This is a genomic window from Lysobacter fragariae, from assembly GCF_054779775.1.
Genome location: NZ_BAAGXP010000007.1, coordinates 12,994 through 26,005, shown reverse-complemented (window position 1 = coordinate 26,005; position 13,012 = coordinate 12,994). Strand labels below are relative to the sequence as shown.

The window sequence follows — 13,012 nt, the reverse complement described above, 5'->3', positions numbered from 1 at the left end:
CCCGGAGCGGCTGGCAACTCAATACCACTCCAGCAGCGACACCCCCAGCCCCAGGTACATGGCGCGGTGGTCGTAGTCGATCAGGCTTTCGCCATACCCGTCGAACATCTGCACGTGCCCGCGCAGGGTGCGGCTGATCGGAAAGCCCCAGTCGAACTCCACCGCGCCGCGCGAATTGTCGCCGGTGCGCAACGAGTGCCGCGCCATCAGCGCGAATTCGTGGTCGTTCCAGCGATGCACAACGGTGACATCGCCGCGGCCGACGTAGTCCTCGATGCCCGGGTTCTCGTCCTCGTTGCGGCCGTCGGGGATGCGCCACCACGGGCGGATCATCACCGCCCAGTCGTCGCGATCCAGTCCGATGTTCATGACCACGCGGTTCCAGCTGCGCGTGATCGGGTCGGCGCGGCCGTTGGACTGGTGGTTGATGCCCAGGCCCAGCATCCGCCCGTGCCAACCCGCCAATGAATAGTTGTTGCGGAAGACCAGCATCACTTCCGGTTCGTAGTTGGTCTCCCGGAAGGGGCGGGACTCGTCGGCGTTGTAGACCTGCCAGCGCGAGCTCTGGGTGTAACCCGCCCACAGGTCGCCGTTGTCGCCGAACAGGTTCTCCGCGACCTTGGTCTTGAAGCTGATCTGGAACTTGGCCTCGACGTCCTGCAGTGACTGCCGCTGCGCCAACACGTTCGGATTGGATGTGGTTGGCAGCTCGTTGGTATCGCTGGTCCACACGACGGGCAGCAGGTACACGGGCTTGTAGGCGCGGAAATTGAACGTGCCCAGCTTGGAGTCCTGCGCCAGCTCCCACCGGCTGTCCAGCATCGATCCCTTGCCGGCATTGGCGATGCGCTGGTCGAAGACCGAAGCGTGCTCCGTCGCGAACAGGTCGCTGACGACGCGGCGGACGCGATCCTTGGGCGGGAGTGCCTCGCGATCGACGCGCTCGTATTGCTGGATCACTTCCCGGGTGGCTTCGGCCTCGCTCGCTGCTTCGTCCGCGGCCGTGGTGTCCGCGGCCGTGCGCTTCATCGCCGCGTCGTAGCAGGCCAGTCGCTGGGCGTCGACGGCGATGGCGACGCAGGCTTCCGGCTTTGCCGCGCCGTCCTGCGCGCTGGCAGAACCGGGAGTGCCAGCACTGCCGGCCAGCTGTGCCAGCACCGCCAACGGCACCATTGATGCGAAGGCGCTCATACCAGCCACGCCAGCACGAACAATCCGACCATCACGAACGCCACGCCGAGCTTGAGGATCGTGCCAACGACTATCCCCATCCAGGTGCCCAGGCCGACCTTGGTCGCCTTGCCCAGTTCCTGTCCGCCGACGCCCTTCAGCCAGATCAGTTCGCCCACCAGTGCGCCGATGAAGGGACCGACGAAGATGCCGACGACGCCGAACAGCAGCCCGGCGAAAGTGCCCAGCATCGCGCCGACCAGCGCGACCTTGCTGGCGCCCACGCGCTTGGCGCCCAGCATCGTCGCCATGAAGTCGATGCCCAGGGAAACCAGCGTCAACACCGCGAGCACGGCGATCACCCAACCGCCGACCTGCTGGAAGTCCCCGGCCCAGGCGGCCAGCAGCATCCCGGCGAACACCAGTGGCAGGCCGGGCAGGGCAGGCAGGACCGTCCCCACGATTCCCAGCACCATCATCACCACCGCCAACACGTAATAAATAGCCTGCAGATCCATGTTTTCTCCGTTCGTGACACCGGCCGGGAAGCGGCCTTGGGCGTCGTTGCATTTTGGCCAATCCCGGTGTTACCGTTCGGGCGCTGTGTTTGCCAGGGTCACCGTGAACCGTGGCCCGATGCGGTTGATCCATCGATCCGCTACATCGTTGCACCTCGCTTCCTCCTTGCGAACCAGCGCACACGACTTCCGTCGTGTCTCAACCAGCAAACGTTCCAGGGAGCAAGTAAAAATGTCCGCACGCGAGACCGGTACCGTCAAGTGGTTCAACGACGCCAAGGGCTTCGGCTTCATCAGCCGTGAAAACGGCGAAGACGTGTTCGTGCACTTCCGCGCGATCCAGAGCCAGGGCTTCAAGAGCCTGAAGGAAGGCCAGAAGGTCACCTTCACCGTCGTCCAGGGCCAGAAGGGCCTGCAGGCCGACGCCGTCGAGCCGATGTAATGCCTCTTGCCTGATCGCCGCTTCGGCAGCACTCAGGAATTTTGAAACCCGGCTCCGGCCGGGTTTCTTTTTGCCCGGCTTCGCCGTTGTGAGCGCTACGCGGCTTGCGGGGACGGCAATAACTCGAGTCTTTAAAGGCCCCCGATCTTGTCTGATTGCTGCAGAATTCCACGGCGCTGCGCGATCCAACCGCCAGGGCCTGTCCAAAACAGAACGGCCCGCTTGCGCGGGCCGTCTGCATTGCGAGCGTTGCGGAGATCAGTTCCGGTTCGGAGTGTTCTCGGCGAAGTACTCGTGGTTGTCGGCGTTGTCCACCGCGTTGGTCGGGTTGGAGATCGACAGGTTGTGCGCGCCGGTCTGGCCATAGACCCAGTCGTTGGTGCCGGCCACGACATTGAAGTGGCTCATCTCGTGGATCAGGGTGCCGGCCTTCGAGTCGGTGCCCTTCGCCGGTGCCGGCCAGAAGGCGCGGCAGACGAAGATCTCATACGCGGAGTTCGGATAGACGTGGGCGTACTCGCTGCCCGAGCAGGCGCAGTTGATCTTGATCTGGCCAGCGCTCTGGTCCATTGCGCCGTCGATCGCCACGAAGTGCTGGTTCATGGTCGAGTAGCGGCTGGTATTGAACGCGCCGAACCACCAGGTGTAGCGCTCGCCAGTGTTGTTGGCGGCCAGGTAACCCTTGGCGTTTTCGGTGTAGCCGCGCGCGTCAACCACGGCCTGGCCGGCCTGGCTGATCTGGGTCGACGAGCAGCCGGCGAAGGTCACGCCGTTGACCACGGTGGTGGTGCCGCCACCCGGCTTGGCCTTCAGGGCGTTCGGGCCGAAGCCGGTGCCCTTCATGAAGGTGCTCAGCGTGACGCTGGTGGCCAGCATGGGCGTGTCGTTGTCGCGCTTGAGCATCTCACCCGTCGACAGCGAGGCGTACTGCATCGGCGAGGAGAAGGTCACCGTGTACTGGCCGGCCTTCGACATGTCGTAGCTGGCCGCCAGGTCGACGATCGTGCGGTAGCTCTGGCCGGCGCGCAGGATCGCGAAGTCTTCGGCCTTGGGCAGGCCACGCTTGGTCATGCGGCCCTGGTAGGCGACCGGCTTGCCGTCACGGCTGATGAAGAACTGCTGCCCTTCCGGGCTGCTGCTCGGCAGCTCCCACTTCGGCACGCGCAGGGTGTGGTGACTGGTGTTGGTGTAGATCACCTCGACCGCGCCATCGAGCGCATACATGTTGACGCGAAGCGGGTTGACCTTGGCGGCGGGCGCGGCCAGGGCGGCGGAGGAAATGGCGAGCGAGGCGAGGCCGATGACGGCCGGGGCGAGCGAATGCTTCATGCGGATGGAGCCCTCGGAATGGGATGGGCCCGGCGGGGGCGGGCGCGGCAACCTAACCTGTCGGGTCGCCTAACGCATTTTGCGTTGCACAATTGTGGCGGGTTTCCCGATTCTCCACGGTTTGGCTCCGCCAAAGCGAAAGGCCGCCCGGGGGCGGCCTTTCGAGGGGAAAACGGGCGTCAGCGGACCCAGGCGCGGCCGTTGCCCACGCGGACGTAGGAGCCCTCGCGGATGCCGCCCAGATCGGTCTGGGTGACGGTGACTGCGCGACCGTCGTCCATGCGGACGTAGACGTTGAAGCGCGTGCCGCGGGTGCTGCGTTCGATGGCGTTGCCGGCCAGCGCACCGGCGGCGGCGCCAGCGACCGTGGCGGTATTGCGGCGACCCTTGCTTTCGTCGTCGGCCAGTTCGCGGCCCGCGGCTGCACCCACGATGCCGCCGAGTACCGCGCCGGTCACGCCGCGGGTGGGCGTGCCGACTTGTTCTATACGGGTCACGGTGCCGCAGTCGTAGCAGCGCGCGGAGCCGTAACCGGAATCGCCATAGCCGGAGTTGTTGCCGTAGCCACTGCCGTAGCCCGGCGAAGTGGCACAGCCGGCCAGCGCGACAGTGGCCGCGACGGTGCCGATGAGAAGGGGATTACGGATGTTCATGCGACGCTCCTTGCAGTAGGACGACATCGTGGCGCGTGCCACGCGATCCCAACCTAGGTGCGGCGTCGTGAACCGGCCATCAATTGAAGGCCACTCCCGCTGGCGCGTTCAGCGCGCAGCGGGGGATGTGTCGAGCGAGTGTTCGATTTGAGCGGACCTGCTTACGCGGACATGTTGAAGCGAACGTGGTCCGCGGATGCCGGTCAGCGGAAGTCCTGGTGGCAGGCCTTGCATGCCTCGCCGACGGACTTCGCTAGCGTCTCGGCCCCGGGACAGTTGAGTGGAGGAGCGGCCAAGGATGCGTCCAGCTTGCCTCTGAGCGAACTAGCGTGTTCCTTGAACCGGCTTTCCTCTGCCAAGTCGGGGAACGCGTATTCGAGGTCGTCAGCCATGGCCCTAAGCGACTTGATATGCGGCAGCGTGTCAGTGGCTCCACAACGATTCAACTTGATGTTTTCTTCGACTGAGCTCAAGTGAGCATCCATGACGTGCATGGCGGCGTCAGGCCAATTGTCGCGCCACGTCTTCCTCCCCTCCCAGGTACGCAGGAGCATCACCACGGCCACCGCGCCGATCACCAGGCCCAGCAGGAACAGGAACAGGTACCTGGAACCATTGCCCTTGCGGGGACCGGCCGCAACGCCCGGATTGGGGTCGCTCATGGACTCACTCCTTCACGCTTGTTCAAAGAGGCCCGCACCATAACAAGGCGGCGCCGGGATTGGCCATCGGGTCGGCCATTACAATGTGTCGATGACTACGCAGCAGATCGACCCGCGCTGGCAGGAGCGCTTTGGCGGCATCGACCGTCTCTACGGAAAGGGCGCACTGGCCCGCTTCGCCCAGAGCCGGATCGCCGTGGTGGGGATGGGGGGCGTGGGGTCGTGGGTGGTGGAGGCCCTCGCGCGAAGCGGCATCGGCCACCTATGCCTGATCGATGCGGACGACCTGTGCGTCTCCAACACCAACCGCCAGTTGCCGGCGCTGCAGGGCCAGTACGGCCGCAGCAAGGTCGAGGCAATGGCCGAGCGTTGCCGCGCCATCAATCCGGGGGTCGAAGTCGAAGCGGTTTCCAGCTTCCTCACCGCGGGCAATGTCGAAACCCTGCTGGATCGTGGCTTCGACCTCGTGCTGGATGCCTGCGACAGCTTCCGCAGCAAGGTCGAACTGATCGCCTGGTGCCGACGTCGCAAATTACCGCTGATCGTGTGCGGGTCCGCCGGTGGTCGCACCGATCCGACGCTGGTTCGCGTGCGCGACCTGTCGCGTACCGAGCACGACGCCATGCTCGCGCTGATCCGCAAGAAGCTGCGCAGCGAATTCAACTTCCCCAAGAATCGCGACCGCTACTTCGGCGTGTCGGCGATTTATTCGCTGGAGAACGTGCAGTACCCGCAGGCAGACGGCAGCGTGTGCGGCGTGCGGCCGCAGGTGAGCGGCGATGCGGCGCTGAAGCTGGATTGCGGCGCCGGGTTGGGCGCGGCGACGCATATCACCGGGACGTTTGCGTTCGCGGGCGTGGGCAAGGCGCTGGAGATACTGCTCAAGCCGAAAAAATGAGCCGCGCTGGACTGTGACAAACCCTGTCATCCCGAGCGCAGCGAGGGATCTGTTTTTTGTCTGACTGCTAAAGCAGATCCCTCGCCGCGCTCGGGATGACAGGTTTCTTTGCCTACGCCCGCAGGGACGGCAATCCGAACAACCGCTCGGCATTCGCCGTTGTTGCGGCCGCGACAGTGGCTTCGTCTTCGCCACGCAGCCGTGCAATCACCCGCAGTACTTCGGCGACCCGGGCGGGCTCGTTGCGCTGGCCGCGGATGTCCGCGTCGGGCTGGTCAGGGGCGTCGGATTCCAGCATCAGGAATTCCAGAGGCATCGTGGCCGCCAGTTTGTGTAGCCGGTTTGCGCGTTCGTAGGTCACCGGTCCACCCAGGCTGGTGAGGAAGCCCAGGTTCCACAGCTGTCGTGCCTGTTCGGTGCTGCCGGAATAGCTGTGCACGACGCCGCGCAATCCGCCGACGCGACGGATCGAGGCAATCACCGCATCCACGGCGCGCCGGGCATGCACGATCACTGGCAGGTCGAATTCACGCGCCAGCCGCAATTGCCCGTCGAAGTAATGTCGCTGCGTCTCGGGATCGAGACCTTCGACGAAATAGTCCAGTCCGCATTCGCCGATGGCCACGGGGCGTTCGGCTGCGATCCAGTCGCGCAGCTGTGACAGATGCTCATCGCGATGGGCGGCCAGGTACATCGGATGCAGTCCGTACGCGGGGAACAGGCCATCGGCGCCAGCGCAGACGTCGCGCAGTTTCGGCCAGCCCGCGGCATCTACAGCGGGAACGACCTGTCGGGCCACGCCCACGGCGCGCGCGCGCGCGATGACATCCGGGCGATCGGTGTCGAACTCGGGTGCGTCGAGGTGGCAGTGGCTGTCGACCAGCTCCATGCTTCAGCAGGACGCAGGCTTCAGCGACGCGACTCGCCTTCGATCACGTCCTTGGGCGGCGACGGCGGTGCCTTGCGGGTCTTGAAGTTGGCAAGCAGCAGGCTGCCCAGGCCGAGCAGTATTTCGTCGACGAGTGGAATGAAGTCCGGGACGATCAGGTCGATCACGAACAACGCCGCAGTCAGCATGAACAGCCGCGGGTAGCTGAGGCGCCCAAGGAAGCCCAGCACCGGTGCAAGGAGGGGATTGGCCATCGCGACAACCTCCGGAAAGCGATGTGTGCACGCTATCACGCTGTGAACAATTGGTTCATTTGCCCATGGATTGGTGGCAATCGGCTCCGCGCTCGTTCAGGTTCGCAGTGCTGCAATGCCCCCGTCCCAACCAACCCGCGGGCAGTCCCCGCTGCAGGAGGCTTTCAATGAACAAGAACATGCTCGCCGTCGCGCTGGCATCGCTGCTTGTCGGCGGTGTCGCGGTGGCTGCCTACAACAGCTTCCGCTCCAGCCACGACAACGATGCGCAGGCGCAGTTCACCACGGCTGACCAGGCTGCGCAGGCTCCGGTCACCACGGGCGATGCCCCGGCGGATACCGCCATCCAGGGCAGCAAGCTCGAATACGCCGACGTCGTCAACGTCAAGGAACTGACCGAGAAGCAGGCGCTGTACGCGACCGTCATCGGTTCCGAACCGGTGAAGGAAACCAGCACCACCAACACGCCGCGCGAAGTCTGCGAGGACGTGGTCGTGCAGGAACGCGCGCCGGAACGTGATGGCAATGTCGGCGGTACCGTCGCGGGCGCCGTGATCGGTGGCCTGCTCGGCAACCAGGTCGGCAAGGGTGATGGCCGCAAGGCAGCGACTGCGGCGGGCGCCGTGGCCGGTGGCTTCATCGGCAACCGCGTCGACCGCAACCACGTCGGCGGCAAGGTCGTGAACCGCACCGAGCGCAAGTGCCACACCGTTTCCGACACCAGCACCACCAGCAAGACCGTGGCCTGGAACGTCACCTACCGCAATCCGGACGGTACCACCGGCACCATGCGCACCGGCAGCAAGCCGGGCAGCAAGATCCGCATGGGCAACGAGGACCACGTGACCGGCTACGACGTCACCTACAGCTACAACGGCCAGCAGCAGACCATCCGCATGGATGAGAAGCCGGGCGACAAGCTGCCGGTGATCAACGGCCAGGTCGTGACCCAGACGGCCTCGGCCGGTACGGGCGCCCCGCAGGGCTGAGGCCGCTGCGAAGGTAATACCCCAACGGGGCCGGATCATCCGGCCCCGTTTCTTTTGGGCGACGGCACCGGACGTAGTGCGGGCAACGCGGATTTGGCATTCCGTCAGATTCCGTCGTCATTTTGTGCAATCAGTTCCGGCGATTCGGCCAATTCACGGCTCCCGCCCCGCAGCCGCGTCGATACAATGTCGCCTTCGTCCGCGTCCGAGCCCCCCTGATGGCCCTGCATCCCTTCGATCTGTACGACGTCCGTTCCCTGCTTAGCGAGGAGGAGCGTGCCGTCCAGGACGCCGTCGCCCGCTTCACCAACGAGCGCGTCCTGCCGATCATCGGCGATGCCTTCGACGAAGGCCGCTTTCCGCGCGAACTGATCCCGGAAATCGCCGAACTCGGCCTGCTGGGCTCCTCGCTGCCGGAAAAGTACGGCTGCGCCGGCCTCAACGCCGTCAGCTACGGCCTGATCTGCCAGGAACTGGAACGCGGCGACAGCGGCATCCGCAGCTTCGTCAGCGTGCAGTCTTCGCTGTGCATGTACCCGATCTACGCCTACGGCACCGAAGAGCAGCGCATGCGCTGGCTGCCGTCGATGGCGCGCGGCGAGACCATCGGCTGCTTCGGCCTGACCGAACCGCACGGCGGCTCCGATCCGGCGAACATGAAAACCAACGCCCGCAAGGACGGCGGTGATTGGGTCCTCAACGGTTCCAAGATGTGGATCACCAACGGCAACGTCGCCGACATCGCCATCGTCTGGGCACAGACCGATGAAGGCATCCAGGGCTTCGTGGTCGAGAAGGGGATGCCCGGTTTCGCAGCTCAGGAAATCAAGCACAAGATGAGCCTGCGCGCTTCGGTCACCAGCGCGTTGTTCTTCGACAACGTGCGCGTGCCGGAAGCCAACCGCCTGCCGAACGTGAAGGGCCTCAAGGGTCCGCTGGGCTGCCTCACCCAGGCCCGCTACGGCATCACCTGGGGCCCGATCGGCGCGGCGATCGCCTGCCTCGAGGAAGTCCTGGCCTATACCAAGGAACGCATCCTGTTCGACCGCCCGGTGGCGGCGACGCAGAGCGCGCAGATCAAGATGGCCGAGATGGCCCGCCGCATCACGCTGGCGCAGTTGCTGGTCGTCCAGCTGGGTCGATTGAAGGACGCCGGCAACATGCAGCCCGCACAGGTGTCGCTGGCGAAGTGGAACAACTGTCGCATGGCCATCGACATCGCGCGCGAGTGCCGCGACCTGCTCGGCGGCGCTGGCATCACCACCGAACATTCCGCGATCCGCCATGCGCTGAACCTGGAATCGGTCATCACCTACGAAGGTACCGAGACCGTGCACCAACTGGTGATCGGTCGTGAGCTGACGGGTATCAGCGCGTTCTGACATCCATGCCCGTCATCCCCGCGAAGGCGGGAGGCGCTTCACAACAACGAAGCCAGCACCTCTGCCGGAGGCGCGTGGACCAAGGGTAACAGTCGCTGGATCCCCGCCTTCGCGGGGATGACGGCTGAAGCAAGGCGAGGACTCCAGCTTGGCTACTTCCTTCGATATCCAGCTCGAAACCGAACGCCTGATCCTGCGCTTGCCGCGCATCGAGGATTTCGAGCGTTATGCCGAAATGCTGGCGCACGAGAGCTCGCACCATATCGGCGGACCGTTGCTGCGCCACGAGTCCTGGCGCCGCTTCCTACAGATGCCGGGCGCTTGGATGCTGCAGGGATTCGCGATGTTCTCCGTCGTCGAGAAGGCGAGCGGACTGTGGATGGGGCAGGCCGGACCGTGGCAGCCCGATGGCTGGCCTGGCACCGAAGTGGGTTACTCCTTCCATCCCGACGCGCGTGGCAAGGGTTACGCCACCGAAGCCTGCGCGGCCGCCATGGACTGGGCCTTCGACGTGCTCGGCTGGACCGACATCATCCATTCCATCGCACCTGCCAACACCGCTTCGCAGGCAGTCGCACAACGGTTGGGGTCGCGCAATCGCGGACCGGGCAAACTGCCCGCGCCGCTGGACGCGCACCCCATCGACATCTGGGGCCAGACGCGTGAGGAATGGTTCGCGCGACGCAAGGCAGTGGACGCATGATCACCGTCCACGGTTTCTCGCCGTCGGGCAACTGCCACAAGGTGCGCCTGCTGCTGGAACAGCTCGGTTGCGACTACCGCTGGGTGGAAGTGGACAGCAGCCAGGGCCAGACGCGCACGCCGGATTTCCTGGCGAAGAATCCCAACGGCCGCGTTCCGATCATCGAACTCGATGATGGTCGCGTGCTGGCCGAATCCAACGCGATCCTGTGCTGGCTGGCCGAAAGCGCGTCGCCTTCCAACGGGAGTTTCCTGCCGGCCGATCCGTGGTTGAAGGCGCAGGCGCTGAGCTGGATGTTCTTCGAGCAGTACAGCCACGAACCCTACATCGCCGTCGCGCGTTTCATCTGCGGCTGGACACCGGCCGATTCCCCACGCCGTGCCGACTTGCCGCGACTGCGCGAGCGTGGCCACCAGGCGTTGGCCGTGATGGAGCGTCACCTGGCTTCTAATGCGTGGTTCACCGGTGCCGATTACGGCATCGCCGACATCGCGCTGTTCGCCTATACCTGCGTTGCCGACCACGGTGGCGTGAGCCTGGAAAGCTATCCCGCCATCCGCGACTGGCTGGCGCGTGTCGAACGCACCCCCGGTTTCGTCCCGCTACCGGCACCGGATGCGGCAGCGCAGGCCTTGATCGATCAATCCACGTAGGGCGGGTCTCGCCCCGCCACCACCGTTACAGAATCAGAAACGGCGGGCCAAGGCCCGTCCCACAAGGGCAAGACCATGTTCGCGACCATCCCTAATCCCATTCCCGCCCGCATGAAAGGCCTCAACCGGGCCGAAATCTGCGACGTCAATTTCAGCGAGTTCGTGAAGGGCTGGAACGGCAGCAGCGACGTGAAGCCCGCGGCGCACGAGGCCATCCTCGACGGCAGTGCGCTCGATGCGCAGGGCTTCCGCGACCTGTTCGAGTCGCAGCTGATCAGCCGTCACCTCGATCTGATGGCGCGCGTACTGCGTGTGCAGAACAAAGTCTTCTACACGATCGGTTCGTCCGGCCACGAAGGCAATTCGATGGTTGCGCGACTGACGCGCCATACCGATCCGGCGTTCCTGCACTACCGTTCCGGCGGTTTCATGGCCGAACGCTTCCGCAAGCTGCCGGGCATGGATCCGGTGATGGATTCGGCACTGTCCTTCGCGGCGAGCAAGGACGATCCCGCGTCCGGCGGCCGCCACAAGGTGTGGGGCAGCAAGCCGTTGTGGGTGCTGCCGCAGACCTCGACGATCGCGTCCCATCTTCCGAAGGCGCTGGGCACCGCCGTCGCCATTGAAGCCGGCAAGCGCCTCGGTCATGCGCTGCCGATTCCCGACGACAGCATCACCATCTGCTCCTTCGGCGATGCGTCGGCCAACCACGCTACCGCGCAGACCGCGTTCAACGCCGCGGCGTGGACGGCCTACCAGAAGCTGCCCGCACCGGTGCTGTTCGTCTGCGAGGACAACGGCATCGGCATCTCGGTGAAGACGCCGTCGGGGTGGATCGCCAACCGCTTCCAGCATATGGACGGCCTGGATTACTTCTTCGCCGACGGCCTGGACCTGGCGTCGGGTTACGGCGACGTGCAGAAGGCGGTGGAGCATTGCCGTCGCACGCGTCGCCCGACGTTCCTGCACCTCAAGACCAATCGCATCATGGGTCATGCCGGTACCGACTTCGAAATCGAATGGCGCTCGGTCGAGGAGCTGTGCACGGTGGAGGCGGGCGATCCGCTGCTGCGATCCGCGCAGATCGCGCTGGAGTCGGGCCTGATGTCGAAGGACGAAGTGCTCGCCTTGTACGAAGCCACGCGCAAGAAGTGCTTCGCCGCGGCCGAGGAAGCCGACCGTCGTCCGAAGATCGAGACGCTGGAACACGTGATCGCGCCGCTGGCGCCGTACACGCCCGCCGCGGTGAAGAAGGAAGCCGAGCGCTTCGACTATGCGGACCGTCGCCTGGAGGTGTTCGGCAGCGAAGCCAAGTTGCCGGAAAACCAGCCGCCGCGGCACATGGCGATCCAGATCAACAACGCGCTGCACGACACGTTCGCCAAGTATCCCGACACGCTGCTGTTCGGCGAGGACGTCGCGCAGAAGGGCGGCGTCTACACCGTCACCAAGGGCCTGCAGAAGGCGTTTGGTGCGCGTCGCGTGTTCAACACGCTGCTCGACGAGACGATGATCCTGGGCATGGCGCAGGGCTTCGCCAACGTCGGCATGCTGCCGATCCCGGAAATCCAGTACCTGGCGTATTTCCACAACGCCTGCGACCAGATCCGTGGCGAAGCGGCATCGCTGCAGTTCTTCTCGAACAACCAGTACGCCAACCCGATGGTCGTGCGTATCGCCGGCCTGGGTTACCAGCGCGGCTTCGGTGGCCATTTCCACAACGACAACTCGATCACCGCTTTGCGCGACATCCCGGGCCTCGTCGTCGGTTGTCCCTCGCGTGGCGACGATGCCGCAACGATGCTGCGCACGCTCACCGCGCTGTCGAAGGTCGACGGACGCGTCAGCGTGTTCCTCGAGCCGATCGCGCTGTACATGACCAAGGATCTGTACGAAGCCGGCGACGGCCAGTGGCTCACCACGTATCCTAAGCCGAATGAAGCGATGACGCTGGGCGAAGGCCGCGTCTACGGCGAGGGTAACGATGAACTGGTGATCTTCACCTACGGCAACGGCGTGCCGATGAGCCTGCGTGCCGCTCGCCGCATCGAGGAAAAGCACGGCTGGAAGGCGCGCGTCGTCGATCTGCGCTGGCTTGTGCCGCTCAACGAGGTGTACATCGTCGAGCAGGCCAAGTCGGCCAAGCGCATCATCATCGTCGACGAGGGCCGTCACAGCGCCGGTGTGGGCGAGGGCGTGATTACCGCGATTGCAGAAGGCGGCTACGGCGGTCGACCGTTCCAGCGCGTGGTGGGTGTCGATACCTACACGCCGCTCGCGGGCGCTGCGTTCCTGGTGATTCCGGGCGACGACGACATCGTGGCGGCGGCTGACCGGCTGGCTTGATTCGGCGTTGGGTCGGGGTGTCTGCCGTCGGACATGCCGTGAAAAATGAGGGATCTGCTGGTGCCGCAATGCGGTGACAGCAGGTCCCTCACTTCATTCGGGATGTCGGGGCGGCGGCGCGGCA

Annotated in this window: 14 protein-coding genes; 7 read left to right on the top strand and 7 right to left on the bottom strand. The window is 65.1% G+C overall.

Annotated features, from left to right (window positions below; genetic code table 11):
* Positions 1 to 18 precede the first annotated feature (18 nt).
* Both ACYVD7_RS09070 and ACYVD7_RS09065 read right to left on the bottom strand, forming a co-directional pair.
* Entirely contained in the window at positions 19 to 1,191 is a 1,173-nt protein-coding gene (locus ACYVD7_RS09070; protein WP_460761960.1) for a phospholipase A, read from the bottom strand.
* Positions 1,188 to 1,688: a DUF456 domain-containing protein gene (locus ACYVD7_RS09065; protein ID WP_460761958.1), complete on the bottom strand. Its 501-nt coding sequence runs from the start codon at positions 1,686 to 1,688 to the stop codon at positions 1,188 to 1,190. Before ACYVD7_RS09065 ends, ACYVD7_RS09070 begins: the two co-directional genes overlap by 4 nt.
* 232 nt (positions 1,689 to 1,920) lie before the next feature.
* Here ACYVD7_RS09065 and ACYVD7_RS09060 point away from each other — a divergent pair, with 232 nt between their 5' ends.
* On the top strand, positions 1,921 to 2,130 hold the full coding sequence (locus tag ACYVD7_RS09060) for a cold-shock protein (protein ID WP_460761956.1): 210 nt from the start codon (positions 1,921 to 1,923) through the stop codon (positions 2,128 to 2,130).
* 258 nt (positions 2,131 to 2,388) lie between these two features.
* On the opposite strand, the gene ACYVD7_RS09055 is transcribed toward ACYVD7_RS09060, so the two are convergent.
* The 3 genes from ACYVD7_RS09055 to ACYVD7_RS09045 form a co-directional block, all read right to left on the bottom strand.
* Positions 2,389 to 3,459, bottom strand: coding sequence for a M35 family metalloendopeptidase (locus ACYVD7_RS09055; RefSeq protein WP_460761953.1), 1,071 nt, complete (start codon positions 3,457 to 3,459; stop codon positions 2,389 to 2,391).
* A gap of 179 nt (positions 3,460 to 3,638) precedes the next feature.
* A complete protein-coding gene (locus ACYVD7_RS09050; RefSeq protein WP_460762660.1) occupies positions 3,639 to 4,106 on the bottom strand; it encodes a glycine zipper 2TM domain-containing protein in 468 nt (155 codons plus the stop codon).
* A gap of 209 nt (positions 4,107 to 4,315) precedes the next feature.
* Positions 4,316 to 4,774 (bottom strand): hypothetical protein, encoded by a 459-nt coding sequence (locus ACYVD7_RS09045; RefSeq protein WP_460761951.1) that lies wholly within the window; start codon positions 4,772 to 4,774, stop codon positions 4,316 to 4,318.
* A gap of 91 nt (positions 4,775 to 4,865) precedes the next feature.
* Here ACYVD7_RS09045 and ACYVD7_RS09040 point away from each other — a divergent pair, with 91 nt between their 5' ends.
* The gene (locus ACYVD7_RS09040; RefSeq protein ID WP_460761948.1) at positions 4,866 to 5,672 is read left to right on the top strand and encodes a tRNA threonylcarbamoyladenosine dehydratase; all 807 of its coding nucleotides are present in this window, start codon (positions 4,866 to 4,868) and stop codon (positions 5,670 to 5,672) included.
* A 112-nt stretch (positions 5,673 to 5,784) separates the two neighbouring features.
* On the opposite strand, the gene ACYVD7_RS09035 is transcribed toward ACYVD7_RS09040, so the two are convergent.
* The gene (locus tag ACYVD7_RS09035) at positions 5,785 to 6,561 is read right to left on the bottom strand and encodes a TatD family hydrolase (protein WP_460761945.1); all 777 of its coding nucleotides are present in this window, start codon (positions 6,559 to 6,561) and stop codon (positions 5,785 to 5,787) included.
* A gap of 20 nt (positions 6,562 to 6,581) precedes the next feature.
* Positions 6,582 to 6,815, bottom strand: coding sequence for a DUF6116 family protein (locus ACYVD7_RS09030; RefSeq protein ID WP_460761942.1), 234 nt, complete (start codon positions 6,813 to 6,815; stop codon positions 6,582 to 6,584).
* A gap of 167 nt (positions 6,816 to 6,982) precedes the next feature.
* Here ACYVD7_RS09030 and ACYVD7_RS09025 point away from each other — a divergent pair, with 167 nt between their 5' ends.
* From ACYVD7_RS09025 to ACYVD7_RS09005, 5 genes are all read left to right on the top strand, one after another.
* The gene (locus ACYVD7_RS09025) at positions 6,983 to 7,804 is read left to right on the top strand and encodes a glycine zipper 2TM domain-containing protein (RefSeq protein WP_460761939.1); all 822 of its coding nucleotides are present in this window, start codon (positions 6,983 to 6,985) and stop codon (positions 7,802 to 7,804) included.
* 218 nt (positions 7,805 to 8,022) lie between these two features.
* Entirely contained in the window at positions 8,023 to 9,186 is a 1,164-nt protein-coding gene (locus tag ACYVD7_RS09020; RefSeq protein ID WP_460761936.1) for an acyl-CoA dehydrogenase family protein, read from the top strand.
* A 148-nt stretch (positions 9,187 to 9,334) separates the two neighbouring features.
* On the top strand, positions 9,335 to 9,889 hold the full coding sequence (locus ACYVD7_RS09015) for a GNAT family N-acetyltransferase (protein WP_460761934.1): 555 nt from the start codon (positions 9,335 to 9,337) through the stop codon (positions 9,887 to 9,889).
* Entirely contained in the window at positions 9,886 to 10,542 is a 657-nt protein-coding gene (locus tag ACYVD7_RS09010; RefSeq protein WP_460761931.1) for a glutathione S-transferase family protein, read from the top strand. Before ACYVD7_RS09015 ends, ACYVD7_RS09010 begins: the two co-directional genes overlap by 4 nt.
* A gap of 111 nt (positions 10,543 to 10,653) precedes the next feature.
* On the top strand, positions 10,654 to 12,888 hold the full coding sequence (locus tag ACYVD7_RS09005) for a thiamine pyrophosphate-dependent enzyme (RefSeq protein ID WP_460761928.1): 2,235 nt from the start codon (positions 10,654 to 10,656) through the stop codon (positions 12,886 to 12,888).
* Positions 12,889 to 13,012: the final 124 nt, after the last annotated feature.

What these genes read in the sequence shown, in the direction of transcription:
- ACYVD7_RS09070 (WP_460761960.1), bottom strand. Translation starts at nt 1,191, where the DNA reads ATGAGCGCCTTCGCATCAATGGTGCCGTTGGCGGTGCTGGCACAGCTG.
- ACYVD7_RS09065 (WP_460761958.1), bottom strand. Translation starts at nt 1,688, where the DNA reads ATGGATCTGCAGGCTATTTATTACGTGTTGGCGGTGGTGATGATGGTG.
- ACYVD7_RS09060 (WP_460761956.1), top strand. Translation starts at nt 1,921, where the DNA reads ATGTCCGCACGCGAGACCGGTACCGTCAAGTGGTTCAACGACGCCAAG.
- ACYVD7_RS09055 (WP_460761953.1), bottom strand. Translation starts at nt 3,459, where the DNA reads ATGAAGCATTCGCTCGCCCCGGCCGTCATCGGCCTCGCCTCGCTCGCC.
- ACYVD7_RS09045 (WP_460761951.1), bottom strand. Translation starts at nt 4,774, where the DNA reads ATGAGCGACCCCAATCCGGGCGTTGCGGCCGGTCCCCGCAAGGGCAAT.
- ACYVD7_RS09040 (WP_460761948.1), top strand. Translation starts at nt 4,866, where the DNA reads ATGACTACGCAGCAGATCGACCCGCGCTGGCAGGAGCGCTTTGGCGGC.
- ACYVD7_RS09035 (WP_460761945.1), bottom strand. Translation starts at nt 6,561, where the DNA reads ATGGAGCTGGTCGACAGCCACTGCCACCTCGACGCACCCGAGTTCGAC.
- ACYVD7_RS09030 (WP_460761942.1), bottom strand. Translation starts at nt 6,815, where the DNA reads ATGGCCAATCCCCTCCTTGCACCGGTGCTGGGCTTCCTTGGGCGCCTC.
- ACYVD7_RS09025 (WP_460761939.1), top strand. Translation starts at nt 6,983, where the DNA reads ATGAACAAGAACATGCTCGCCGTCGCGCTGGCATCGCTGCTTGTCGGC.
- ACYVD7_RS09020 (WP_460761936.1), top strand. Translation starts at nt 8,023, where the DNA reads ATGGCCCTGCATCCCTTCGATCTGTACGACGTCCGTTCCCTGCTTAGC.
- ACYVD7_RS09010 (WP_460761931.1), top strand. Translation starts at nt 9,886, where the DNA reads ATGATCACCGTCCACGGTTTCTCGCCGTCGGGCAACTGCCACAAGGTG.
- ACYVD7_RS09005 (WP_460761928.1), top strand. Translation starts at nt 10,654, where the DNA reads ATGAAAGGCCTCAACCGGGCCGAAATCTGCGACGTCAATTTCAGCGAG.